Consider the following 24,970-nt stretch of genomic DNA (forward strand, 5'->3'; position numbering starts at 1 on the left):
AATCAGCCAGCCTGGTTAGCCAGCTTAAATAGCATCTTTGGCAAATGCCTGGAACTGCTTCTTGCAACCTCTTATTCACTTTAGCGAACAACCCGGAAGAATATCTGAGGCATCTAGAACGGGTGCTGAGCAGTTGGTGGTGAGGAGTGATATCTTGTACAAGTGAGTCATTTGTACTGAAAATGCCAGCTGCTGAACCCTCTGCTTTAAGCCAATCCATCCCTGTCGATCGAATCCGCTACAACGAGCAGGGACTGGTGCCAGCGATCGCGCAAGATTATCTGGATGGCACAGTCTTGATGATGGCTTGGATGAATCGGGAGTCGTTACAGAAAACGCTAGAAACGGGACAAGCTTGGTATTGGAGCCGTTCTCGTGGGGAGTTATGGCATAAAGGTGCGACTTCGGGGCATTTACAAAATGTGCGAAGTCTCCGTTATGACTGCGATAGCGATGCGCTGCTGGTTACTGTGGAACAGGTGGGAGAAATTGCCTGTCACACCGGAGAACGCAGCTGTTTTCATCAAGTAGATGGGGAAAAAGCGCCGCCTCCCGCAGATACCTTGTCGGATTTGTTTGCGACGATTTGCGATCGCCGAGATAATCCTAGCGAAAGTTCTTACACCAGCAAGCTATTTGCCGGTGGAGATAACAAGATTTTGAAAAAAGTTGGCGAAGAATCTGCTGAAGTGGTGATGGCTTGCAAGGATGACGACAAGGACGCGATCGCGGGTGAGGTTGCTGATTTGTTCTATCACACCCTGGTTGCTTTAGCTCACCATCATGTTGATGTTAGAGATGTTTATCGCAAGTTGCAGGAACGCCGTCGATAATTGATTGGCGACCGATCTAGCCTAGCCATTGTTGGCGCAAAAACAACGATTGTTCACAGAACTAGCAACAAGCAAATCTATCTCAAAGCGTTTTGCTTGTTTACTGCAATAGGTACTGTCAAAATAGATTATTTCACGAGCATAAAGAATGTGCGGTAAACAAGGGCGATGTCCTCAAAGGACGACCTTCGGTTCGCTTCGACTTTAGTTGAATTGTAGAAGTGTAGTTTTCTGCAAAAATGAGATATTCCCGCAAAACTACCACAAGTGGCGATTGATGAATAAAAAGTGTAACCGGATTAAACGATTCACAAGTTTCTTAGCCTTCACCTATCTTTTGCTACTTGTACATTCTCCCCAGGTTAAAGCGCAGGATTCCTCAAATAATCTGGAAACTGCACCTGAGTTACTAAAAACACCGCCTAATCAAAAAAAGCCGACTGAAGTCTCAATTGGTATTTATATTACTAACTTCGCTAATATCGATCAAGCAAATGAAAGTTCTGAGATAGTTGGCTACCTATTTGCTACTTGGAAAGATCCACGCTTGGCATTTAAACCAAAAAAGGATGAAGAAAACACAAAATATTATAATATTGAAGATATCTGGCAACCCGGTCTAGAAATTATTAACTCTAAAGAATTTCGCGAACAAACTAACAATGATGTTCGTGTAGAAACAAATGGCACCGTTCATTATCAAGAAACTTTTAAAATAAATTTGTCCTCTGGGTTAGATTTAAAAAGATTCCCATTCGATTCTCAAAAAGTCAATATTCTACTTGAATCTTTTAAATATGATATCAACAAAGTGAAATTAGTTTCACAGAATTCGTTAAGTGGACTCAGTAAAGACAGCTACGTTTCCTTGGCAGAATGGGACATTCAAGGAGTAACCACACGAGTAGAACAGAAAAAGTTTGAGCCTGAAAACACTTACTATTCTCGATTGATATTTGAAATTAATATTAAACGAAACTATGGCTTTTATATCTGGAAAGTAGGTATTCCACTGTTACTACTAACAATCATTTCGTGGATGGTATTTTGGATTGAACCAAAAGAATTTGGCACACAGGTGTCGATAAGCATTACAAGTATGCTTTCTGTAATTGCATTTAGCTTTACAGTGAATGATGCCTTGCCACGGGTGGCATATTTAACGTTTATAGATGGATTCATTTTTTTGTGTTATGTCTTTGTGTTCCTATCTCTCTTTATAGTAATCCTGGTACATTACCTGAGTACAACAGGAAAAGAAAAAAAAGGATTCATGGTTCAAAACAATTCTCGCTGGTTTTTCCCAACTACATTTAGTATCAGTAATCTCCTATTGATAATTTTGATTATGCTGACATAAGGGTTAAAGTTTTATGAAAAATAGCATTCTAAGGCGGCTTTCTATTAGCGAGACAAAATTCGATTCAGGTACTGCAAAATGGCAATGGTGATGGCTACGCTGAATGCGAAACCTAGCCACAAACCATCCGCCACCACTGGCGGTTGATCTAATGCCCAACCACCCACTGTAGGGCCAATGAAATAGCCGATTGCCCAACAAAGAGAATTGATTGAAAAATATACGCCACGTTGAGATTCGGGGGCTAAGACTGTAATCAGAGAAGATGCTGAGGGAGTGTAGGAGACAAGGGCGATCGCAAAAACTCCCATTGCTAAAATTGCCCACAATAACTGACTTGATGCTGCTACTCCTGTAAACCAAATTAAGCTAAATCCTAATCCCCAAAATAGGGCGGAAATGCACAAGGCGTAGGGATGGCTCAAACGTTTAAATATTCTGACAACTGGCAGCTGTAAGAGAATGGCTAAGACAAGGTGCCAGGTAAATAAAGCACTAATGGTTGTGGGGGAAAATCCTTTTCCAGATTCTTCTATACGCAAGAAATTGCTGAAGTACAGGGGCATTGTACTTTGGGTTTGCGAGATATAGGTGGTGAAGATGATGTTCACTAAGCAAAAAATCAACAGACTGCGATCGCGCAGTGCCGTTGCCCAACTGCTAAATGCTTGTTGTTGGCGTTCTCCTGGTTTGTAAGTTTCTGCGATCGCTGCATAGACGACCCCAAAGAACACCACAAATGAAATCGCATCAAGCACAAATAGCTCTCGATAAGCCCCCGTGGTGCCAATTAATACACCTCCCAATACAATTCCGATGCCCATCCCCAAATTGTCTGCCAGTCGCGTTAGGGCATAAGCTTCATTGCGCTGCTCTCCCTCTGTCAAATCTGCTACTACGGCTTCTGTGGCAGGCCAATATAAACCGATGCCCATGCCCATCAGCAAGTTACCAACCACGAAAATGTGAAAATTGTTGCTAATCGCCAAGACTACGGAAGCAACTGCCGAAACCGCTGCTGAGAGTAACAGGGTGCGTCTGCGTCCCCAAAACTGCGAATCTGCAAACGAACCGCCCAAAATACGCCCAACTACGCCAGAAATGGAGGCGCTGCCTAAGCCAATCCCGACTTGCGTGGCGGAGAGTCCCACTTGATTGACAAAAAAAATCGGGGCGTAAAACAAAGTAAACCCAGTGCCAATCCCGGATAAGAATCGACCAGCGGCAAGAATCCAAACTTGGGAATTTAGCTGAGGCAACCAGGACGTGGCTTTGCGGAAAAATGTCATGGGGGAGAGGAATTAGAGGGATTTCTGAAGGCAATTCTGCGGGTGAACGGACTTGTCGCGTATCCACTTCAATACAGAATTGCTTGAATTGAGCAGAATCAGTTTTTCTCAGGTGATAAAGAAAGATAGTGAAAGCGAAAACGCGATCGCGCGATTCCTCTCAAGCTTTCGGTTCAAGCTTTCGGTGCGATCGCTCATAGCTCTAACCTCAGATAGAGACCACCCTAGCTTCTTATCGTTACATTTAGTTACATAAGCTAAACATTGCTTAACAAACGTAGCGATAAACCCGGAGTTCCCACCATGCAAGAGACACAGAAAGTAACCACTCCCGTCATGGACGATCGTAACGCTTGGAGATACGGCTTCACTCCTCAAGCAGAAATTTGGAACGGGCGTCTAGCGATGATTGGCTTTTTAGCCGCTGCGCTGATTGAAATCTTCTCAGGTCAAGGCTTCCTGCACTTCTGGGGTCTGATCTAGAATTAATTCCCTCCCATTCTCGTCATCATGTCACCTCAAGTAATCCGCCTGGGAGTTATCAAAACGCTCCCAGGTTTTTTTTATCTTCAATTGTCGCTAAGGAGTGATGGGAAGCGATCGCTCTCTATCCCCCTAATGAACTCCCATATAGGAAAATAATCCAGTAGCCAAATCCCAAGCAATGAGCAACGTGAAGCCATTTCTCTTCTTGACCGATTTAGACAATACCTTAGTAGGCGATGACGAGGCTCTAGAAGAACTCAAGCGCCACCTGAGCCAGCATCGGCAACAATACGGGACAAAGATTGTTTATGTAACAGGTCGTTCCCCCGTCCTCTACCAAGAACTGAAGACCGAACAGGAGCTATTAGAACCCGATGTCCTCGTTCTCTCTGTTGGGACGGAAATTTACCGAGATGGCAGCGATACACCAGATCCAGCTTGGGTAGAGCAACTTTCTCACAACTGGGATCGCGATTTGATCGTCGCCACAACCGCTCATTTTTCTGACCTGGTTCCCCAACCGCCATCCGAACAACGCCCCTTTAAAGTTAGCTACTTCCTCGCCGAGGAAGCCGCCGTTGAAGTTCTTCCTCAGCTAGAAGATTTGTTGGAAGAACGCAAGCTAGATGTCAAGTTGGTCTATAGCAGTGGCAAAGACTTGGACATCCTACCTCGCGGAGGCAATAAAGGAACTGCAACCACGTTTCTGCGACAGCAATTTCAGATGCCTCCCGAACAAACCGTTGTTTGTGGTGATTCTGGCAACGATGTAGCTTTCTTTCAGTCCGGTGAGGAACGGGGAATTATTGTCGGGAATGCCCAGCCAGAACTACTAAAGTGGCATTACGCCAATCCTTCGATTAATCGCTATTTAGCAAAAGCGGATTGCGCTGGAGGTATTCTAGAAGGTCTGAAGCATTTCGGCTTTTTAGAATGAACTTATCCTACATCCTCAACATCTTTGCATGATCGGCTATCTCAAAGGGACGGTAGCTGGCATCCAGAAAAGTACCGCCAATCGCGTCATCCTGATTCTGGAAGTCAATCAGATTGGGTACGAACTGCATATCCCGCCGCGCCTGGAGGCTGAGCTACCGGCGGCGGGAGAAATGGTGCAAGTTTTTACACACCAACAAGTTCGAGAAGATCAAGTCCTCCTATATGGCTTTGGCTCCGCTGCGGAGCGAGATTTATTTCGCGCCCTCGTCAGCGTCAGCGGGATTGGTGCCAGAGGCGCGATCGCCCTCTTAGACACCTTAGGGCTATCAGATTTAGTTCAAGCAATCGTTACAGGCAACACTCGCACCTTAGCGAAAACTCCTGGCATTGGTAGCAAAACCGCCGAACGTCTGGCGCTGGAACTGAAAACTAAACTGGCAGAATGGCGTCACTCGGCAGGGGTGACTAGCACGACTACTGGCCCTTCCGCCGCGATTTTAGAAGATGTGGAGATGACGCTACTGGCTTTGGGATATAGCAATAGTGAAGTATCGCAGGCGATCGCAGTTGTCAGACAAGATGCCCTGTTAGCGAAAAGCACGAATGCAGAAGATTGGATTCGAGGTGCGATCGCTTGGTTGAGTCATTGACCTCCTCCCAGCACTCTCGTTGGAGTCCCGATTTAACTCAGGTTTCTAAATTCACAATCGACATTCCTACCTGTAAGGAATCGGCACTTCAACTTAAACAGATCAGAGCCAACCTTTAATTTCTACATCAGTGAGCGATCGCTCTAACTTGACATATTCACTTTTGGTCGCTTGTAGAATATGTTTCATCATCACCGGCTCTCCGGCATTGGCTGCTAGAAAAGCGGCATTCAAGGAAATATTGCGGATATTTCCTCCCGCTACATTCAGCTTTGCCAGCTTGCTCATATCTAGCCCTTCAGTCGGGGTCTTTTTGGGGAAGATACGCTGCCAAATTTCCGCCCGTTGGCTGGCATCGGGGAAGGGAAACTGCACAATAAATCGGATGCGGCGTAGGAAAGCTTGGTCTAATGAACCTTTCAAGTTAGTCGTCAAAATCGCCAAACCCTGATAAGCTTCCATGCGCTGTAGCAAATAGCTAACTTCAACATTAGCGTGGCGGTCGTGGCTATCTTTCACCTCAGTGCGTTTCCCAAATAAGGCGTCAGCTTCATCGAATAGCAAAATAGCACCGCCTGCTTCAGCAGTATCAAATATCCGCCGCAAGTTCTTTTCGGTTTCTCCAATATATTTGCTAACGACTGCACTCAAGTCGATGCGATACAGGTCTAACCGCAATTCCTTGGCCAGTACATCTGCTGCCATTGTTTTACCTGTACCGGAAGCCCCTGCAAATAAGGCGCTGATACCTAAACCCCGATTGCTCTTACCAGCAAATCCCCAGACTTCGTAAACTTTAGCGCGTTGCCGAAGATGAGCGGAGATATCACGCAGAATCTGGCGTTGTGCTTCTGGCAGCACCAAGTCGTCCCAAGTAGAAGTTGAATCAATGCGTTGAGCTAAATCATCTAAGCGTGGACGTGCTTGGACGCGACAGAAATCCCATAACTGATTTTGAATTGGAGAATCTACTTCAATTTCTAATTTTTCACTTTTAATTTTTAATTGTTCGCAGGCAGATTGAATGGCGGGACTGCTGAGATTGAATTGAGAGACTAGCTCCTCTACGTGTCCGTTTAGTTCAGCAGCGACTGAGCCTAGATTAGTTTTCCAGATAGCAAGTTGTTCGCTGCGGGTAAGTTTGGGAACGTCGAAGGCAATGAGGGGGCGTTGTGGTGAATGCAGCCGTTCTTCTGTAGTAATCATTAGTGGGGTGGTGGTGTCTTGAATGAGCTGCAAAATTGAGGTTGCTCGGACTGAATCACCCGCATTGAAGCGATCGCAATCCAGCAACAGAACACTACCTGTCAAAGCGACTTCGCGTTCCCAGCGTCGGAACAGATGAATCAGGTCGTCGGGATCGGTTGGTAAGCGATGGGCGGATATGAGTTTTAAGGGATGCCCCATGAGGGCGCAGGCAGCGACAGCGATTGCCCATTTGTCGCCTACGTCTAAACCACACAGTTGCGGGATAGAGAAAGTAGAAGAATTTCCCGCTTCAGACAAGATAGCTGCTAGCCTGTCTGCTAACTGCTGGTGGGACGGTTGTAGGGGTGTATTGCCATACGCTTCTACAGGCAAGGGCTGAATTAGACTCATCAGGCGATCGTCCTGATACGGTTCGCCAAAGAGATAGTGCAGCACGCTCTCATCAATCTGCAAAGAACAGAAGGTAATGACTTGACCTGTACCAACTTGCAGTAATTGCCAGTGACGCAGAGGTGCTTGAGGGGTAAAGGCACTCCAATGACTTTGGGGAAACACTTCCAAAGCTAAACCAAAGGTCGGATAAGCCATTTCCCGATTTCCTTGAGCGTTAGCGCACAGGGCTGAGAAATTAGGAAAAATTGCCATACCGACGCACAACAGCAGAATATTGCGCTCGAAGGGAGACAGGTTGAAGGTAGTGCAGAGTTGCTCTAATGCTGGGGGGGTTGACATAGAGGCAGCGATCGCATCTAAATTCAATTGCTCGTCCGCAACTGCTTCAACGGCTCGATTCTGCTGGCGATCGATGTACTGCTCTAATCTCCGATGCACTCCCGCTACTGCGGTCATCAGATAGTGGGAATTGCTTTTATACCAGCGGTCGGTGGTTGTGATATTCATTAGTTTTCTGACTTCAAACCGCCATGAGGAAATTACGGATTTATCCTCTAGAACTAAACGCCTTCAAATTTCTCTGGATTGATGAATATATTTAGTGGCAAATTCAAATCGTAAAGTTAAGTATTTAAGCTTAAAAAATCATTAATTTATTTTGTAGCAAATTTGGTTATTCTAAGCCCCTTTTCATGACAGCCCGCGTAGGCAAGCTTTGTTTGTGTGGTTCCGCTCCTTTTCATAGCAGCCTGCGTAGGCAGGCTTTGTTTGTATAGTCGCGACTTTAGTCGTTTGGCTAAAGTTTCGGGATAAAGGAAAAAGGCTTTTAGAACCAGCTTGGCTATCAAAGCACAACAGCAAATTTACGATTTTTATTTTTTCATACTTCTCAGTAATTCTCCGGGAAAGATGGAAAGAAACTGTAACTATTAGGCCTCTAATGCTCGATGTATCCCTGCCACTGCGGTCATCAGATAGTGAGGGTTGGCTTTGTGCCAGTTAGAAGTGGCTGCTATATCCATTGATTTTTCCACCTTTACCCGAAATCGCCTAATTTACAGATTTTATCTATCTAGAGGAGTATCTATTTTATTAAAATTTATTCCCATGCGTCATTGACGATTTAAGCAAAGATATGATTTAAAGGCTTAAAAATTTCCCACGCTGGCACGAGAGGCTCAATATGACCTACCAAAGAGTGCAAAAATCTTCCTCTTGGACTCCGCAAACCCAGGCGAAAGCCTCTCGCTTTGCCCCACCTCCAATGACCGTGCAGGCAAAACAACCTGTTGACGAGCATCAGTCAGAGTCGCAAATGCCCAGCTACACCCCCTTGCCAGCAGACTACGTTCATCCTTTGATGAGAAGTTTGAATTCGGCTGAGCCAATGCAGGAGCGGGCAGAAGCACTACAATCTGAGTCTGAGTCCACTGTTGAAGACAATATCCAGATGTCAGACGGGGCGGAGGCTATCCAGCGCCAGCAAGAGTTGGAAGACGAAGGCGAGGAAAAACTGTCGGTTCAGACGAAGCTTACGATAGGGCAGCCAGGAGATAAATATGAGCAGGAAGCTGACCAGATGGCAGCGCAGGTAGTGCAGCAGATAAATGCGCCCTCTCCTCAGTCGTCAGGTCAGAGTAACGCACTGCAGCGGCAAGAGATGCCTGAGGAAGACGAACTTCAGATGAAGCCAATGGTGCAGCGTCTGCAAGCCAGCGGAGGAACGGTTACGCAAGATGTGGAAGCCTCCATTCAAGGGGCGCGGGGTAGCGGACAGCCACTGGCAGATAGCATCCGCGTACCGATGGAAGGAGCGTTTGGGGCTGATTTTAGTAGCGTTAAAGTCCACACCGATTCTCAATCTGACCAGCTCAACCAATCAATTCAGGCGAAAGCTTTTACCACAGGACAAGATATCTTCTTTCGTCAGGGAGCTTACGAACCTGGAAATCGGGAGGGACAAGAGTTAATTGCCCACGAGTTAACTCATGTGGTACAGCAGAGTGGCGGTACGCTATCCGGAGCAGTGCAAGGTAGGTTAATTCAGCGCACGCCGGATGACCTTTGGAACGCGGTGAATAGCGAGCAGGACGTTGACACTATTAGTCAGGAAAAAGCCAAACAAATATTAAAGAATGATTTCTACTCAAACTGGTTTCTTGTGAGAGATTACTTGGTAGAGGGTAAATGGAAAGGCAAGGAGCAAGCAGAGATTGAGAGAAAGCAGCCTTGGTTCAAAAAGCTAATGCGAGAGAGTTTCATCAAACTGCGTCAGACGGAGACTAACAAGCTTCTAACACATATACGAGATAATGAACTCGCAACTGGTGAATTCGAGAACTTAGAACCGGAAGATCGCCTGAAGTGGGGTAGCGCAGGCAGCCAAACACTAACTTCAGACATTGATGTCAATCTCAAAGGTGCAGGCTCAATCGCAGCCGTCACGCTGTTCAATCAACTGTTCAAGACAGAACTCAAATGGCCTAACGAACCTGGCACAGTCTTTGATGTCAACGTCTATGCTCAAGACTTCATGGAAAAGACGCCATTCACGCTTGAGAAGAAAGAAAACGAGAACACCGCAAAAATTATTCCGCAACAGGAAGTCGAGCTAAAAGGTGATGTCTTTACTAAGTTTGCTGCTGATCAAGATATGTGGTCGATCTTAAAGATGCGAATCCACATGACCCAAGGAGAATGGGAAAAATACCAAACCTCTATTGTAGGAGATACCTTAAAGCCATACGACGAAGGCGCTCAGTACCAAGAAGGGATGGACGTAGAAACATACCATAAGCAACAAAAACTCCGCACACGATTTGCAGAAGCTGAAGGTTACTACAACGAGTATCAGTGTTTACTTCAGGAGAAGATTCTCCAAATAAACACCAGCACTAATGAGGTTTATGTCACCCTGCGGAAGAATCTCGAAGCTGGTAAACAGTATCTCTCCAAGCATCAAGCTGCTGATACGAAGAAGATGGCAGCAGCTAACCTAATTTACCAGGAACAACTGGATGAAGTTGCAGCAATTCGTCTGTATTTGCAAGACCTTAAAGATTCTAGCAAAAGCAAAAATACTATAGCTCTTCAGAAAGAAATTGATCAATACTCCGTGCGTCTTAAAACAGCACTTTCACACTCGATTGTTTATGCCAATGAAGCCTATTTTACTCAGGGTGCAGTTCACTTCTCCGTAATTGGTCAGCAGATTGGTAAAAACATTAAAAATGAAAAAGGTGAAAGATATAATAAAGTCGAACTTCAATTATCTGACGAAGAATATCTCCACTCCTTCCGAGAACAAGTAGGAGACACGCTTAAGGTATTGCACGAGTACAGTGAAGCAGAAATTTGGAAAGCTGCATATAAAGCTGGTAAATATATAGACCGTATGCTCAAATCTGCTGCTCCTTTAGTAGGTTCGTCTCAAGTGGCACGGTTTAATGATTTGTCAGAGGTAGGTAGCATCGCGATCGCGCTCAAGGATGAAGGCGCAAATAGTGAAACGCAACAGAGTAGGCTCAATCCGGTTGCTGGAGTAATGGCAGATAGCGTATCCGGTTTCCGCAATCTGATCCTTCAGTTTGGGGTAGATGTTGAAAAAACCTATCAAGATAACCAGGAAGCGAAAAAAGCAGCCGAGAAGAATAAAGTCGAGGAACAACCTAATCTTGATGAAATTCAACGACCAAAAGCAGATAGCAATAATTCTGTAGGGGCAGAAATGCAACAAAATATTGAACAAGCAGAAGACAAATTTGCTGGTTTGGTCGAACTAGCTCGTCAGATGTGGGGGATTTAATGGCTAGTCTTTTCACTGCAATTGTCTTGCGCGATGTGCCGAAGTTGTCTGCTCAGATTGACTTATTTAAATATCCGCTTAAAGGAGGTTTTCGGGGGTTTTCTTTGGTTCCGCCTGGAGTTCATTATGTAAGCGTTCAGGCTGAGGCAACACATCCAGGATTTTGGTGCTATCTGCATCCAGATGAGGTAGTTGTTAAAGTTTTTGACTATACTTTACAACAGTTTGTGGATGACAATTCCGAATCTGTCGCTACCTATCAACAATTAGCCATCAACGGTTCTATGGGAACAGCACTCTTTCCTTATCCCCAAGAACAGTGGGAAAAGTGGAGGAAATTGACCCAATATATTAATTCCATCGATTTTCCGCCGCAACTTCATCAAGAGATAGTTAGCGAACCACCAGTCAATCTGCCAATAGCAGAATTATCTGATTGGATGGAAAAACATCACAGGTCTCGCTTTGAACTAGCTCTATTTGATACCCATAAAGGTGATAAAGAAGCGTTTTTGGGAGAACTTCAGTTTTCTTTTGTGCGCTGGTTGGTTACTTCTGAAAATGATGGAGATGCAGAAGCTTCTAACCGCTGGCAGCACTTACTTCTATCCATCTATAATGCAGGTGAAAGAATAATCTCTCAAAATTCTAATTGTTTTGTGGCTGTAATCGATACCCTGATAGCACAGTTTGAATGCTTGCCCGATAGTATGTTTGAACCAAATAGCTTTGTTAACCACGATGCTAGTTATCTGGTTGAAGATATGCTGGATACGGATATCGAGGAATTGGGGGCGAAAGGTCGAGAATTTGCTGCTTATTTGGAAAAACGGAGGACGAATGGGTAGCATGGCATTCTATCAAGAGATAGCCAGCACCAAGGCGATCGCAAACTCGGCAGATTAATTAGATAGACGAACTTTATGCCTCAATGACCGAAATTTCCTCAGAACTGCTTTAGGATGCGATCGCGCTAACGAAAACACAAATACAGGAAATGCGATCGCGTCTCTAAAATAAGTTTGCGTAAATTGGCACAATCTCGCCTCTGCGTTCGTGTAGTCCCAGCGAGATAGGTCGGGTAAACTCTAAACATAATATAGAAAACTAGAGTTTCCATTTTCTTCTGCCATGAAACCTGTCTGGAATTCCCTGGCTTTTGCGCTTGTGCTATTGTCCGCTTCCCCCACAGCAGTGCTAGCGGAACCGACATCGCCTCCTACGGTGATTGTGACTCCAGTTCCCAAGAAAACTGAAACCCCAACGCCTCAACCAGAGGATACCAGCACAGCACCGGAATCACCTCCGACGGTAATCGTCACTCCAGTTCCGACGACGCCGAAAGCAGAAGAACCCAGCACCCCTGAAGTCAAACCCTCTGCTGAGGAAACCAAAACCGAACCCAGTCCAGAAGCGACTGAAAAGCCGGATACCAAACCAGAATCCGATGCAGATAAGGCGGAGGAGGAGGAGAAACCGACTCCAGAAGAAATTGCTCAACAAGAGAAATTAATTGAAGCGGACAAGCTGTATCTGGGGGGACAATTTGCCGCTGCTGATAAGCTTTACCGCGAAGCAAAAGCTCCTTTTGCGAATGCAACCGAGAAAACTGAGCGAAAAGAAGCCATTACTGACGCGGATAAGTTAGCACCAGCGGGGAGAGTTTATTGGCGCGAGGCTCAAGCGGGTATACAACAAAAACTGGAAAGCAAAATTTTTGTGCCGCTGCAATTTTTAGTAGAGCAGTATCCTGAATTTATTCCCGGTCAGGTAGAGTATGCAAAAGCGCTGCGGGATTACAATCAGGTAGAAAAATCTTTACAAGTTTTGGAACGGGCAAGCACTCTTTATCCCGCCGAACCGATGTTGCTCAAAGCAAAAATTGCAGCATACGGTCAAAATAAAAAATGGTTGGAAGCTTCGCTGTCAGCACGTCAATTTGCGTTGCTTAACCCGAATCATCCAGAGGCGACGGAGTTTGCAACGCTAGCGGAAGAGAATCTAAAACGTTATCAATCGCATTTACGCGCGGAGTTGAGAGGGAATGCGATCGCTAATGCGATCACGGGTGCTTTAAGCTATGCCTTCACTGGCAGTTTGTTCGGCCCTCTGACTGCCGTTGAAAGCGCCGCACTGATGCTGCGGGGAGAATCTGCGATTGGTCGATCGGTGGCAAAACAAGCCAAACGCGAACTGCCACTGGTTGAAGATGAAGAGGTGTTGAATTACGTTCGGGAGATAGGAAATAAATTAGCAACGGTAGCGGGACGCCAAGATTTTGAGTATGAATTTTTTGTGGTTCTAGATGACGATCTCAATGCTTTTGCGCTACCAGGAGGCAAGGTTTTTGTCAATGCGGGTGCGATCGCTCGCACCCATTCTGAGGCAGAATTAGCCGGTTTATTAGCTCATGAATTATCTCATGCCGTCCTCTCTCATGGGTTTCAATTAGTAACGCAAGGAAATCTGACGGCTAGCGTGACCGGATTTATTCCTTATGCTGGAAATACCGTCACCAATCTGATTGTTTTTGACTACAGCCGCGACATGGAACGTCAGGCGGATATTCTCGGAACTCGTATTCTCAGTGCTACCGGCTATGCGGCGGATGGGATGCGGAATCTGATGGTGACGCTAAGCAAGCAAGATCGCGATCGCCCGATCTTCAGTTGGCTTTCCACGCACCCGATCACCGATGAGCGGACTCGGTATTTAGAAAGTTTAATTCAGAGTAACGGCTACAACCGCTATGCCTATGAAGGAGTAGCGCGACACAACGAAATTAAGGCAAAAGTGAAGAAAATTCTCGACGAGGCAAAGAAGAAGGAAAAAGAACGCAAACGAAAGCGCGATCGCAATTAGCAATTCAGCGGGTAGACACGATCAACCTAAACATCTTATGTAGGTTGGATTCAGGAACGAAACCCAACATTGACAACGCTTTGATGGGTTACTGTCCCTAGAAGGCTAAAGCCTTACGGCATGAACGCGCCTCCGCATCTGCTCGATCTATCCGACAAATACGAGATCCATCTACTTAGCCATTAAGCCATGCAAAGAGTATTAGAACCCGAAGTCATGGACAGTTTGGAAGAAGCTGTTGAATATGACTCGATGGACTTTACAGAAATAAATGGGGCATTTGCTCAACGGGCAATTGAGATAGGAGCAACAAATGCAACTGTTCTAGATGCCGGAACCGGAACCGCTCGAATTCCTATCTTAATTGCACAGCAACGCCCTGAATGGCAAATTCTCGGAATCGATATGGCAGAATCAATGCTGCAACTTGGTAGAGAAAATGTAGAAAAAGCTGGGTTGCAAAAACAAATCATTCTGGAATTTGTTGATGCCAAGAAGTTACCTTATCAAGACGGAGAATTTGATATGGTAATTTCCAATAGCCTGTTTCACCACCTACCCAATCCACTGCCATTCTTGCAAGAAGTGAAACGAGTGGTAAAGCCGCAGGGTGCTATTCTCATCCGAGATTTAATTCGTCCTCCAAGCGAGGAAATAATGAATAATTTGGTGGAAAGTATCGGTACAAATTACAACAAACATCAAAAGATGTTATTTCACGACTCTCTCCACGCTGCGTTTACCTTGGATGAAGTGCAGGACTTCTTGCAACAAGCTGGTTTGGAGGGTGTTACAGTTTATCGATCGAGCGATCGCCATTGGACAGCGGAACGAGCCTGGGTTAATCCCTCTTAAATCCGCTTGAATCGCCCTTATCTTTCCTGAGCCTCATTCCCAACCCTCTTTACGCTGAGGAGTGTTGCAGGCGGCGTGAGGTTCTTCAGCAACAAGAATTAGAGAGGTCAAAACAATCGTGAAAGTAGGATTTTTAGGAACTGGGTTGATGGGACAGCCGATGGCTAAAAGGCTGTTAGACGCTAAAATTCCAGTAGTTGCATACAATCGTACTCAGTCAAAATTAGCACCTTTGCAGGACGCTGGCGCTAAAATTGCTGATACCCCACAAGAGGCAATTCGCGAGTCTGAGTGCGTAATTTTGATGCTGACAAATGCGACAGCAATTGATGAAGTTCTGTTGTCGGAGGCTTCCCGACCAGAGTTAAAAGGGCGTACAGTCATTCAAATGGGAACGATCTCACCCACAGAAAGTAAAGCGATCGCTTCCCAAATTGTTGCAGCGGGTGCAGAGTATATTGAAGCACCCGTGTTGGGCAGTATTTCGGAAGCAGAAGCCGGTAAATTAATTGTCATGGTAGGTGCTTCCGATGAGCAATTTCAACAGTGGTCGGATTTTCTAAAACATTTTAGCCCTGAACCTCTACATATTGGCTCAGTCGGTGCTGCCGCTGCTGTCAAATTAGCATTAAATCAATTAATCGCTTCCCTTACCAGTGCTTTTGCCCTTAGTTTAGGTTTTGTTCAACGTCAAGGTGCCGACGTTGAGCTGTTTATGCAAATCTTACGGCAAAGCGCCCTTTTTGCTCCCACTTTTGATAAGAAATTGCAGCGGATGTTAGATAGGAATTATGAAAATCCCAATTTCCCAACTAAACATCTGCTCAAAGATACTAACTTATTTCTCAATGAAGCTAAGTTAAATGGCTTGAATGTCAGCAGTTTGGAAGGTATTCGCCAAATTTTAGAAATGGCACAGGACATGGGTTTAGCGGATGAGGATTATTCGGCGCTATTTTCTGCGATTAATCCTGAAGATGAATGAGTGTTTTAACGCAAAGCTACGCTAAGCTAAGCGCAAAGGTTCGCGAAGATTCTTAGCGTACTTCTACGTTCATAATTTTTTAGTAAAAACGGAATAAACTAGGCAAGCAATAATATTTTCTGAATAAAAAATTAACCAAGCCTTAATCAAAGCTTTGCCGAAGGTTGATGAACGCCAATTAAGCTGTTCAACGCATAAACGCGGAGAACACCATGTCTTTATCACGGCGGCAATTCTTCACCCTGGCAGGCGCGAGTGCTGCGGGTGCTGTATTAATGTCCCCTCTAGAAGCGCTCTATACCAAAGCAGCCAGGGGTCAATTAGTGAGTGGGGGAGGTTATGGCCCGCTGATTCCAGATCCCAATGGTTTATTGGATTTACCACGCGGATTTCAATATCGTGCTATTTCTCGGACTGGAGACATGATGAACGATGGCAATCCAGTACCGGGTGGTCACGATGGGATGGGTGCTTTTCCCGGTCCTAATAACACAACTATCTTAATTCGCAATCACGAATTAAGCCCGAATTCTACCACGCAAGTTGTCGGACTCAAATACGATAATCTCTGTAAAGGTGGGACAACAACTCTAATTGTAGGGGCGAATCGCCAAATACAAAGTCATTTTGCTTCCCTAGCAGGAACATACCGTAACTGTGCAGGCGGCACGACTCCTTGGGGTTCGTGGATTAGCTCTGAAGAAAATACCTCAACTCCCGCTACAAACGATCCAGTTAATATTACGGGAAATGTCAACCAACGTCACGGTTATAACTTTGAAGTTCCGGCGAATGCAAAAACAACTGTGACTCCCGTGCCTTTGAAAGCAATGGGGCGTTTTAACCACGAAGCGGTTGCAATCGATCCAAAAACTGGAATTGTTTATGAAACTGAAGATAGAGGCAATGGTCTCTTCTATCGCTTCATTCCAAATCAACCGGGCAAACTTGTAGAAGGCGGTGTTTTGGAAGCCCTGAAAATTAAAGGAATGCCCCAAGCAATTACTAAAACTAACTTCCCGGTGCGTCAACCAATGCAAGTTGAATGGGTTCGCATCGACAATCCCGACCCGGATACAGATACTGTCCGCGTCGAAGGCTTTAGTAAGGGTGCAGCCCAATTTACACGTGGGGAAGGCATCTGGTACGGCAACGGTGAATTTTACTTTTGTTGCACAGATGGTGGCGCTGCCGGACTCGGTCAAGTTTGGCGCTACGTTCCTGGGAAAACAGCACAAGAAGGCGGCACTCTTGAACTTTTTGTTGAACCAAATGATGTAAATGTATTAGATAGTCCTGATAACATTGTTGTGGCTCCTTTTGGCGATTTGATCATCTGTGAAGATGGTGACGACGAGCAATTTGTAGTCGGCGTCACTCAAAAGGGCGAACTCTACCAATTTGCTCGGAATGCTATCAATGATAATGAGTTCGCTGGTGCCTGTTTTTCGCCCGATGGTCAGACCATGTTCGTGAATATCCAAACTCCTGGCATTACTTTTGCTATCTGGGGACCTTGGGCGAAAGGATAATAAGGGGTAATAGGTAATAGGTAATGGGTAATGGGTAATTCTTGCAAAGATAGGAAATTTCGTATCTCTACAGTTACTCTTTCTGATTACCCATTATCTGCAAGGTAAACATTCGTGGTATAGGTTAAATACACATAGCCGCGTTCATTGCAAGCGCTTGCATACAGTTCTTGCAAATCTGTCACAAGTTGCTGGTACGCCTCACCTTCTTTGGGGATGTAAGATACACTATTTACCCTGCCAATTAGTCCCTCTAAATCTAGCTGCTGCTGGTACTCAAAAGTATGGCACCGGACATCTGGAAAATGGGGGCTGCTTAGTAGAGGAGCGACTGAAACCATCCGCTTCTCTGCTGGATGATTGTTTGATGCAATCTCAACTAAGCGGCTGTAATTTGCTGTGAATTCATCGTTTTGATCGCGGTCGTTCCATACTACCGCTAGTCGTCCGCTTGGCCTGAGAAGGCGGCGAAATTCTAGCAATGTTGGTTCGGGATTAAACCAATGGAAAGATTGGAAGCAAGTCACTAAATCAACAGATGCGTTGGGTAAATTCGTGGCTTCTGCTGTTCCGTCACGAAACTCTACCAAGGAATGCGGTGATGCGGCGTCTCTCATTGCGGCGTTTGGCTCGATAGCGATCGCATTCACTCCCCGTTGAGCTAACAAACGCGAGGAAATTCCCGTCCCTGCACCAATATCTGCGGCGACCAGTTGTGAAGGATTTCCTAATCCCTTCAGGATAATATCAATAGCGGCGTCTGGATAGTTCGGTCGATACTTGGCGTAATCCTCTGCTCGGTTGGAAAATCGGCTCAGTGGATTCATTGCGTGCAACGGCGTGTCTTTTGAGTTATTTTCTTTCACCAGCGTCACTCACTAATAAATTTTGACGATTTTCGGTATAAGGCTAGAAAAAAAGAATAAAAGTTTCTTTCTTTACCCTAGTTTATTTTTTCACGTAAAAGGTCTGATTAATAATAAAATTAGCATTTTTTTAGGAATTCCAATTATAAAATAATGACTCTTTTACCTACACCTTTGTTGAGTTTTCCCTAACTGTTTATTAGTGGAATGTAAACAAAGTTCTTTCTTCAAGATAAAGAGAAACTTTTTATCTTGAACTCTAGACTTTACTCAAGTTCTTATAATATTATAAATTTTGATAAGGAAGAACCATCCTTAAATATTTATTTAGGATATATTTCGATTATTCAAATAATAGCGCTAAGCCTAAGAATTTGTAGTAACCGCAATACGATTTCCTAAATTTCAGTTAAGAGCGATCGCGATAAACTCACGCGATCGCTCGTAACTGGTTTGTGAAATATCAGCGATCGCAAATGCAATAGCCATTGAAATAAGCCCCAGGATGGAAGCCTGGGGCTTATATTTGCTTTAGACGATTAAAGCTCTCAGCGGCGTTTTTTTCCGGTTCGTCGCCGCAGCTTCTGTGCCAGCGACGAAGCTTCCCGTTCGGCTTTGTAGAGATCGATGGATCGAGCCGTCAGCACTAACGATCCATCAAGCTTTTGCCCGACGTAGGGGAGACTGGTTGCTTTATACTCGCAAATGTCAGCTTTACCCCGAAGGGATTTCAAGTCTGTATTAACTTGAGCTGAGATTGCCTTGAGTTCCTGTATTGCTGCCTCTAGCTCCGCTGAAAGCCGATTGACTTGGGTTGCTTGCGCCTCTAGGTGTTTTAACTTTTCATTCAGATGTTCCTGTAGCAGTTCCTGATAGGTTTTCACCCGTAGTGACGGAATTAACCTTCTGGAATCGCCTGTCTTTCGAGGTCGTCTTTCAGTATTGGCGATCGCTGGCGATGGAACGCGCTTGTGTTTGGCATCACCTTTTACGGGTTGACGGTCTTCGCCACGTTTCATCTGGACTACTTTGAGGCTGGCTTGCAGTTTTGTCATGTCGATGGCTGGATGGCTACCTAACGACTTGGATGCGGACGCAATCAGTACAATTGTACTATAGCGGGAGGCGATCGCTACTTACTCTGGTTTTTTTTTCAGTGGTAGAGCAATATAAGTGGGAGCGCAGTCTACCAAAACGTAAGGAGTGCATACAATGGTGCGAACCGCCTCAACTATGTTGGCGTTGGGCACGACAGCCCCAGATTTCCAGTTGCCGGATGTGGTATCTGGTCAAACCATTTCCCTTGCCACTTTTGCCGATAAGCAGGCATTGCTGGTCATGTTCATCTGCAAGCATTGCCCCTTTGTAAAACACATTCAGGGAGAACTCGTGCAGCTTGGCAAGGATTACGTAGGTGAAGAGATTGGAATTGTGGCAATTAGTGCCAACGATGCCAGCAACTATCCAGATGATGCCCCCAACTCACTCAAAGCAATGGCGAATGAGCTGGGATTCACCTTTCCGTTGTGCTACGACGAAACTCAAGAAACTGCTAAAGCTTATACCGCTGCTTGTACCCCAGACTTTTTCCTCTTTGATGCCAACCAAAGTTTGGTTTATCGCGGTCAATTAGATGACAGTCGCCCCGGTAACGATCGACCCGTCAACGGCAAAGATTTACGAGCCGCAATAGATGCAGTGTTAGCCGGTCAATCAATCCCCTCAGACCAGAAGCCTAGCATCGGCTGCAACATCAAGTGGAAGCCGGGGAATGAACCGACATATTTTCCTCATTAATCGCAGCAACAGGGACTTGTGGAAGGGTGCAGAATCAAGCTTGAAGGTTATAAAGATGATATGAAACCTTCCCGGCTCCCTCTTTCCAGCTGCCTCTTCCTGCTTGCCTTCATGAGCGGATGTCAAAATCAGAAACCAACGAATGCCGAGATGGAGGCGTGGAGAAATGAGGCAATGCAAAAAAACGCCGCAATGGTTGCTGCTCATACGAACAATCGACAGCGGCAACAGTGGAATCTAGAAATTCAGGGGAAAACGGCGGCGGGAAAATCCGTGCGGTTGACTATGCAAGAACTAGACGCGATCGCAACCACCCATATACGGACGCGATCGCCCCATAATACCAGCAACAACCCCGATCGGATTTTTGACTTTCGGGGTGTTGCTATCTCTAAACTGCTCGACAAGTTCGGCATCACTAATAGTAAGGAAGTAACGCTTGTCGCTTTCGATTCCTACCGTGCCACCGTCAGCATTGCAGACTTGCGTGCGTACCCGATTATCATTGCTTTAGAGCGCGATGGAATGCCCATTTCCCGCAGCGAAGGCGGCCCGCTTTCCCTGGTATTTCCTTACACCGAGTACCCGCAGCTTGAGCAAAAGTATCCCGACCGTTTTTGGGCATTTTACGTGACCAACCTAATCGTCGGTACCGAACCAGTGCAACTGCGCGTTGGCGAAACCCCGCTTGATGCCAAAACCATCAGCCAACTGCCACAAGTCACCATCGAAGAAGCTGTTGGCTACCCGATTGGGTGGCCTATTGGCAAAGTCAAGCTCACAGGCGTGCGCGTGCGGGATGTTCTTGCTGCTGCCAGTGTCACGCTGCCAGAAAACGGTATGGTTATCATTCGGGGAAAAGCGCCTGTTTCCCGCAATGCCCTGAATCCAATTCGTTTGGCAGCTAACGAGGTGCGAGACTGCGATATTTTGTTTGCCACGCACTGGGGTAACGAACGCAATCCGATTCCTGCCAAAATGGGTGGTCCGATAACGCTGGCTTTCCCCAGCAATTGTCAAGCGAGATCCGAGAATCAGCGCTGGCTCACTTTTGTGGAACAACTGGAGGTTAGTAAATAATGGCGAATGGTTAATCTGAGTTTTGAGTTTTGAGTTTTGAGTTTTGAGTTCCAAGAAAATTATTTTATTCAAAAGTTTTAACTTTTGAGAGTTTTGAGTTTCAAGAAGATTTTTTCGTTCAAAACTAAAAATTTCAAATTTCAAACTTTTTAGAAATTACCAAGTAACCATTACCAATTAACCCTGATGAAAGTTGCCGCGTTCCGTTCAATTCATACACGAATTATGACCGCCACGACACTCTTGATTGTGGCGATTGTTGGTTCTGTGGTATGGCTGTGGGCGAAAAACGAGAGACAACTTTACCGGGAACAGAAGCGGCGTGAAGTCCAGCAGCTAGCGATCGCCTTATCTAATACCTGGACTAACGAACTTGAAGACCAAAATTGGGGTCAGATTCGGCTCGGTTTCAATCTGCTACTGAAGCGCAACCCAGATTTCGTTTACATTCTGATCTCCGATGTGCGCTTGTCAAATCAAATCGTCGCCGCCAGCGAAAGCGAACTTCAGGAACAGTATGTTCCCGATATTGTGCCTGTGTGGGTAACGGACTCGGCGCTGGCAGTATATGACGATACCCGTGTTGTCGAGACATTCCTCCTGCGCGACATTACTTTCAACCGCAAAGTGCGGGCACGCCAAGGTGAAACTGCCATCGAAGTTGCCGCCGCGATTCGCAACTCTTCGGGGCAAAAAATTGGGACGTTGCGGATTGGGATGTCACTGCGGCAGGTCAATCAAGCGGTCGCGATCGCAGTCGAAAAAGCTCTGTTTGTAGGTGTTTTCGCCCTTTCCTTGGGTCTTTTCGGTTCCTACCTGTTGGCAACAGAACTCAGTAGCCCTGTGCGGCGGTTGCAATTGAGTGCTGCCAAAATTGCCGCAGGCGATTTACACCATCGGGCTGAAATTTACCGCAAAGATGAAATCGGCGCTTTAGCGATCGCGTTCAATGATATGTCGGCGGCGCTACAAGGTTTGTTTAGCCGACTACAGAAAACTATCGAGTCTTTTCATCGATTCGTACCAGAGAAATTTCTTCTGGTGATTGCACCCGACGGCATCGAGAACATCCAAGTCGGCTTTGCCTCGACGCGCACGATTACGATCCTATTTGCCGATATTCGGGGCTACACGGCAATGTCAGAACAAATGACGCCCTTAGAAACCTTTTCATTTTTGAATGACTACCTCGCCTGCATGGGACAAGTGATTGACAAGTCCGGCGGTTTCATAGACAAGTATATCGGCGACGCGATTATGGCGCTCTTCGATGATGAAGCGACGGACAACGCTCTGCACGCAGCGTTAGCAATGCGACAGCGACTTAAAATCTTGAATGAAGAGCGATCGCATCAAGGTTTGCCAACCATCGACATCGGTATTGGCATTCATCGAGGCGAGGTCGTCATGGGTACCGTTGGATTTAGCTCCCGTATCGAGTCTACAGTCGTTGGGGATGCCGTAAACGTAGCCGCTCGTGTCGAAAGCCTCACCAAAAACTACGACAGCACCATCCTCGTCACCAAGCCAATCGTCGAAGCGCTGCGCCACCCCGACACTTTCCCCCTGCGCTTAGTCGATAAGTTTGTTCGGGTGAAAGGCAAGGAAGAGCTAGTAGCGATTTACGAGCTTGATGCAGTGTAGGTTATTTACCGAGTCTATTTCCTCGATAAGCTCCTCTCTTCTCTTCCTCTGCGCTCTCTTCTCTTCCTCTGCGGTTCGTTTTTCCCAAATTAAAGAAGACTGTTATATATTCCAGGAAAGGCTGAAATTTTAAAAATTCTTAATGTCTCCGCTTCAAGGATTTTGAGGATTTTGACCCGATAAGGCAGCGCTCAAGAATCTTCAACTAGACAAACTGATTAAGATTTTAAAAATGTATCAAATGCGCCAGTTTTTTTTACAGAATGGTGAATAATTTACTCATATAAATCTCGCTAATTACTCAGTATTCTAGGAGAACCTCACCCCTTCTCTTGCGCCCCTCTGTATCTGAGGGAAAGTGGCTGGGTGAAAATTTCAAATAATGCCTATTTAAACGGGTTTCCTTTCAGATGAATCTCTTCATAAGTTTTGCCCGTTAAAGGTTACAGCTATTTTGAATAATACCGAAAGAGAAAACGAAACCCTGGGAAATAGAGGTTACAAGCAGGTGTGGCTTGAAATTTAATCTTCAGTGCCCCAATAATATCCTGTTTGGCAAGTAATCATAAAGATAGACTTTTAAAATTAAAAATATTTCAAAAGAAAGGTTTCATTGGCAATAGGCAGCTTCTGTAACAAAGTCTACCGTTTCAATTTACAAAAGCGCCTAACTTAGCAGAAAAAGCAGTTTTAACGACAATAGCTGTGCGGTTACACGTGCAATTGCGCCAGATACAGGTACGCAAGGAGGAACCGTGACAAACGTAACCACCCCTACAGAAGCAATAAAGGCAACCAAGCCTACGGAAAAACTAAATAAGATTGAAAAAGCCAAAGCTGCAAAACATCCCCTATTGCTGAAGCAAGAACTGGAGCATTTTGCACAAATTGGCTGGGAGGCGATGGACGAGTTTGAGCGGAACCAAGGGCTAAAGTGGTTGGGTTTTTTCCATCGCACGGTGACACCCGGCAAGTTCATGATGCGAATGCGGATACCCAACGGCATTTTGACCAGCACTCAGATGCGAGTACTGGCTGAAATCGTGCAACGCTACTGCACGGGTTCGGGATTTCAAAACCAGGGAAATGCCGACATTACCACCCGGCAAAATTTCCAATTGCGGGGGATTCGGATTGAGGATATCCCAGAGATATTCAACCGTTTGTTAAAAGCCGGTCTGACTTGCATTCAATCGGGAATGGACAACGTTCGGAACATCACGGGTTCGCCAGTTGCAGGCATTGATGCGGCTGAATTGATTGATACACGGGGGATTGTCCGCAACCTTCAGGACATGATTACCAATAACGGTGAAGGCAATCTCGAACTCAGCAACCTACCCCGAAAATTTAACATTGCCGTTGCCGGGGGTCGGGACAACTCTGTCCATGCCGAAATCAACGACCTTGCCTTTATCCCCGCATACAAAAACCACACCATTGGATTTAACGTCATCGTCGGCGGCTACTTTGCGCCGAATCAGTATGTAGAAGCCATTCCCCTTAATGTTTGGATTCCTCCTGAAGAGGCTGTCTCTTTAAGTAAGGCAATGCTGGAGGTTTTCCGGGATAATGGTCCCCGCGAGAATCGGCTAAAGTCCCGGATTATGTACCTGATTGAGGGCTGGGGCGTTGAAAAGTTTCGGGCGGAAGTCGAAAAACAACTAGGGCATTCGCTGGAATCGGCGGCTGAAAAAGATGAAATTGACTGGGACAAGCGCGACCATATTGGCGTTTATCCTCAAAAGCAACCCGGACTGAACTACGTCGGTTTGCACGTCCCTGTCGGTCGCTTGTATGCCCATGAAATGTTTGAACTTGCGCGAATGGCGGAAGTTTATGGCGGCGGGGAGATTCGTCTGACGGTCGAACAAAATTTGATTATCCCCAATATCCCCGACACGCGCTTAAGTCCCTTCTTAGAAGAACCACTGCTTCAAGAACGGTTGTCTATCGATCCAGCCATCTTGAATCGGGGGCTAGTTTCTTGCACAGGTAGCGAGTTTTGCGGCTTTGCGCTGATTGAAACGAAAAACCGGGCGCTTGCCTTGATTCAGGAACTGGAGGAAGAGTTAATTCAACCGCATCCGGTTCGCATTCACTGGACAGGTTGCCCAAATTCCTGCGGTCAACCACAAGTTGCAGATATTGGCTTCATCGGTACGAAGACGCGCAAAGATGGTCAAACCGTAGAAGCGGTCGATATTTGGATGGGTGGCAAGGTAGGGAAAGATGCACACCTTGGCAAAGAAATTATGAAAAAGGTTCCCTGCGAAGATCTCAAGTCAGTGGTACGAGACTTGCTAATCGAACACTTTGGGGCAATCCCCAAGCAGCCACAAGAAAAGCTAGAAGCAGAGATTGCCGTTAGTCGTTAGTCATGCG

The 24,970-nt window shown here is 45.8% G+C and carries 19 protein-coding genes; 15 read left to right on the forward strand and 4 right to left on the reverse strand.

All coding sequences use genetic code 11. The features are described from left to right. Window positions 1–182: 182 nt before the first annotated feature. Together hisIE and NC996_RS04555 are read left to right on the forward strand one after the other, a co-directional pair. Window positions 183–833, forward strand: a complete 651-nt coding sequence (gene hisIE, locus NC996_RS04550; protein WP_190415845.1) for a bifunctional phosphoribosyl-AMP cyclohydrolase/phosphoribosyl-ATP diphosphatase HisIE — start codon at window positions 183–185, stop codon at window positions 831–833. A gap of 277 nt (window positions 834–1,110) precedes the next feature. Further along, window positions 1,111–2,193, forward strand: a complete 1,083-nt coding sequence (locus NC996_RS04555; RefSeq protein ID WP_190434494.1) for a hypothetical protein — start codon at window positions 1,111–1,113, stop codon at window positions 2,191–2,193. A gap of 44 nt (window positions 2,194–2,237) precedes the next feature. Here NC996_RS04555 and NC996_RS04560 read toward each other — a convergent pair whose 3' ends face one another. Beyond that, a complete protein-coding gene (locus tag NC996_RS04560) occupies window positions 2,238–3,482 on the reverse strand; it encodes an MFS transporter (RefSeq protein WP_190688355.1) in 1,245 nt (414 codons plus the stop codon). A gap of 303 nt (window positions 3,483–3,785) precedes the next feature. Between NC996_RS04560 and NC996_RS04565 the strand changes: the two genes are divergently transcribed. The 3 genes from NC996_RS04565 to ruvA all read left to right on the forward strand — a co-directional run bounded on the left by NC996_RS04565 (window position 3,786) and on the right by ruvA (window position 5,557). Beyond that, on the forward strand, window positions 3,786–3,965 hold the full coding sequence (locus NC996_RS04565) for a chlorophyll a/b-binding protein (RefSeq protein ID WP_190415851.1): 180 nt from the start codon (window positions 3,786–3,788) through the stop codon (window positions 3,963–3,965). A 190-nt stretch (window positions 3,966–4,155) separates the two neighbouring features. Beyond that, window positions 4,156–4,905 (forward strand): sucrose-phosphate phosphatase, encoded by a 750-nt coding sequence (locus NC996_RS04570; RefSeq protein WP_190415900.1) that lies wholly within the window; start codon window positions 4,156–4,158, stop codon window positions 4,903–4,905. Window positions 4,906–4,933: 28 nt separating this feature from the next. Next, window positions 4,934–5,557: a Holliday junction branch migration protein RuvA gene (gene ruvA, locus NC996_RS04575; protein WP_190688357.1), complete on the forward strand. Its 624-nt coding sequence runs from the start codon at window positions 4,934–4,936 to the stop codon at window positions 5,555–5,557. 102 nt (window positions 5,558–5,659) lie between these two features. Here the strand turns inward: ruvA and NC996_RS04580 are convergent, their stop codons facing one another. Continuing rightward, a complete protein-coding gene (locus NC996_RS04580; RefSeq protein ID WP_190688360.1) occupies window positions 5,660–7,666 on the reverse strand; it encodes an AAA family ATPase in 2,007 nt (668 codons plus the stop codon). Window positions 7,667–8,342: 676 nt separating this feature from the next. On the opposite strand from NC996_RS04580, the gene NC996_RS04585 reads away from it, so the two are divergent. The 6 genes from NC996_RS04585 to NC996_RS04610 all read left to right on the forward strand — a co-directional run bounded on the left by NC996_RS04585 (window position 8,343) and on the right by NC996_RS04610 (window position 17,198). Continuing rightward, a complete protein-coding gene (locus tag NC996_RS04585; RefSeq protein WP_242037667.1) occupies window positions 8,343–10,964 on the forward strand; it encodes a DUF4157 domain-containing protein in 2,622 nt (873 codons plus the stop codon). Beyond that, window positions 10,964–11,812, forward strand: a complete 849-nt coding sequence (locus NC996_RS04590) for an AAR2 pre-mRNA splicing protein (protein ID WP_190688363.1) — start codon at window positions 10,964–10,966, stop codon at window positions 11,810–11,812. Before NC996_RS04585 ends, NC996_RS04590 begins: the two co-directional genes overlap by 1 nt. A 283-nt stretch (window positions 11,813–12,095) precedes the next feature. Further along, complete coding sequence (locus tag NC996_RS04595) at window positions 12,096–13,826, forward strand: M48 family metallopeptidase (RefSeq protein WP_190688366.1); 1,731 nt, start codon at window positions 12,096–12,098, stop codon at window positions 13,824–13,826. A 189-nt stretch (window positions 13,827–14,015) separates the two neighbouring features. Next, on the forward strand, window positions 14,016–14,681 hold the full coding sequence (locus tag NC996_RS04600) for a class I SAM-dependent methyltransferase (RefSeq protein ID WP_190535844.1): 666 nt from the start codon (window positions 14,016–14,018) through the stop codon (window positions 14,679–14,681). Window positions 14,682–14,799: 118 nt separating this feature from the next. Beyond that, window positions 14,800–15,666 carry an NAD(P)-binding domain-containing protein gene (locus NC996_RS04605; RefSeq protein ID WP_190688369.1) on the forward strand — a complete coding sequence of 289 codons (867 nt, stop codon included), beginning with the start codon at window positions 14,800–14,802 and terminating at the stop codon, window positions 15,664–15,666. A 212-nt stretch (window positions 15,667–15,878) separates the two neighbouring features. Continuing rightward, window positions 15,879–17,198 carry an alkaline phosphatase PhoX gene (locus tag NC996_RS04610; RefSeq protein WP_190429334.1) on the forward strand — a complete coding sequence of 440 codons (1,320 nt, stop codon included), beginning with the start codon at window positions 15,879–15,881 and terminating at the stop codon, window positions 17,196–17,198. An 86-nt stretch (window positions 17,199–17,284) separates the two neighbouring features. On the opposite strand, the gene NC996_RS04615 is transcribed toward NC996_RS04610, so the two are convergent. After that, window positions 17,285–18,025: a class I SAM-dependent methyltransferase gene (locus NC996_RS04615; RefSeq protein WP_190429338.1), complete on the reverse strand. Its 741-nt coding sequence runs from the start codon at window positions 18,023–18,025 to the stop codon at window positions 17,285–17,287. A 587-nt stretch (window positions 18,026–18,612) separates the two neighbouring features. After that, window positions 18,613–19,119, reverse strand: coding sequence for a hypothetical protein (locus NC996_RS04620; RefSeq protein ID WP_190415866.1), 507 nt, complete (start codon window positions 19,117–19,119; stop codon window positions 18,613–18,615). Between the two features lie 157 nt (window positions 19,120–19,276). Here NC996_RS04620 and NC996_RS04625 point away from each other — a divergent pair, with 157 nt between their 5' ends. From NC996_RS04625 to NC996_RS04640, 4 genes are all read left to right on the forward strand, one after another. Then, window positions 19,277–19,861 carry a thioredoxin family protein gene (locus NC996_RS04625; RefSeq protein WP_190429335.1) on the forward strand — a complete coding sequence of 195 codons (585 nt, stop codon included), beginning with the start codon at window positions 19,277–19,279 and terminating at the stop codon, window positions 19,859–19,861. Between the two features lie 60 nt (window positions 19,862–19,921). Next, window positions 19,922–20,941 carry a molybdopterin-dependent oxidoreductase gene (locus tag NC996_RS04630; RefSeq protein WP_190429336.1) on the forward strand — a complete coding sequence of 340 codons (1,020 nt, stop codon included), beginning with the start codon at window positions 19,922–19,924 and terminating at the stop codon, window positions 20,939–20,941. A gap of 225 nt (window positions 20,942–21,166) precedes the next feature. Further along, window positions 21,167–22,585 carry an adenylate/guanylate cyclase domain-containing protein gene (locus NC996_RS04635; protein WP_199292181.1) on the forward strand — a complete coding sequence of 473 codons (1,419 nt, stop codon included), beginning with the start codon at window positions 21,167–21,169 and terminating at the stop codon, window positions 22,583–22,585. A 755-nt stretch (window positions 22,586–23,340) separates the two neighbouring features. Continuing rightward, complete coding sequence (locus NC996_RS04640) at window positions 23,341–24,963, forward strand: ferredoxin--nitrite reductase (protein WP_339380439.1); 1,623 nt, start codon at window positions 23,341–23,343, stop codon at window positions 24,961–24,963. Window positions 24,964–24,970: the final 7 nt, after the last annotated feature.

Source organism: Trichocoleus sp. ST-U2, assembly GCF_039961875.1.
Classification (GTDB): Bacteria; Cyanobacteriota; Cyanobacteriia; order Cyanobacteriales; family FACHB-T130; genus FACHB-T130.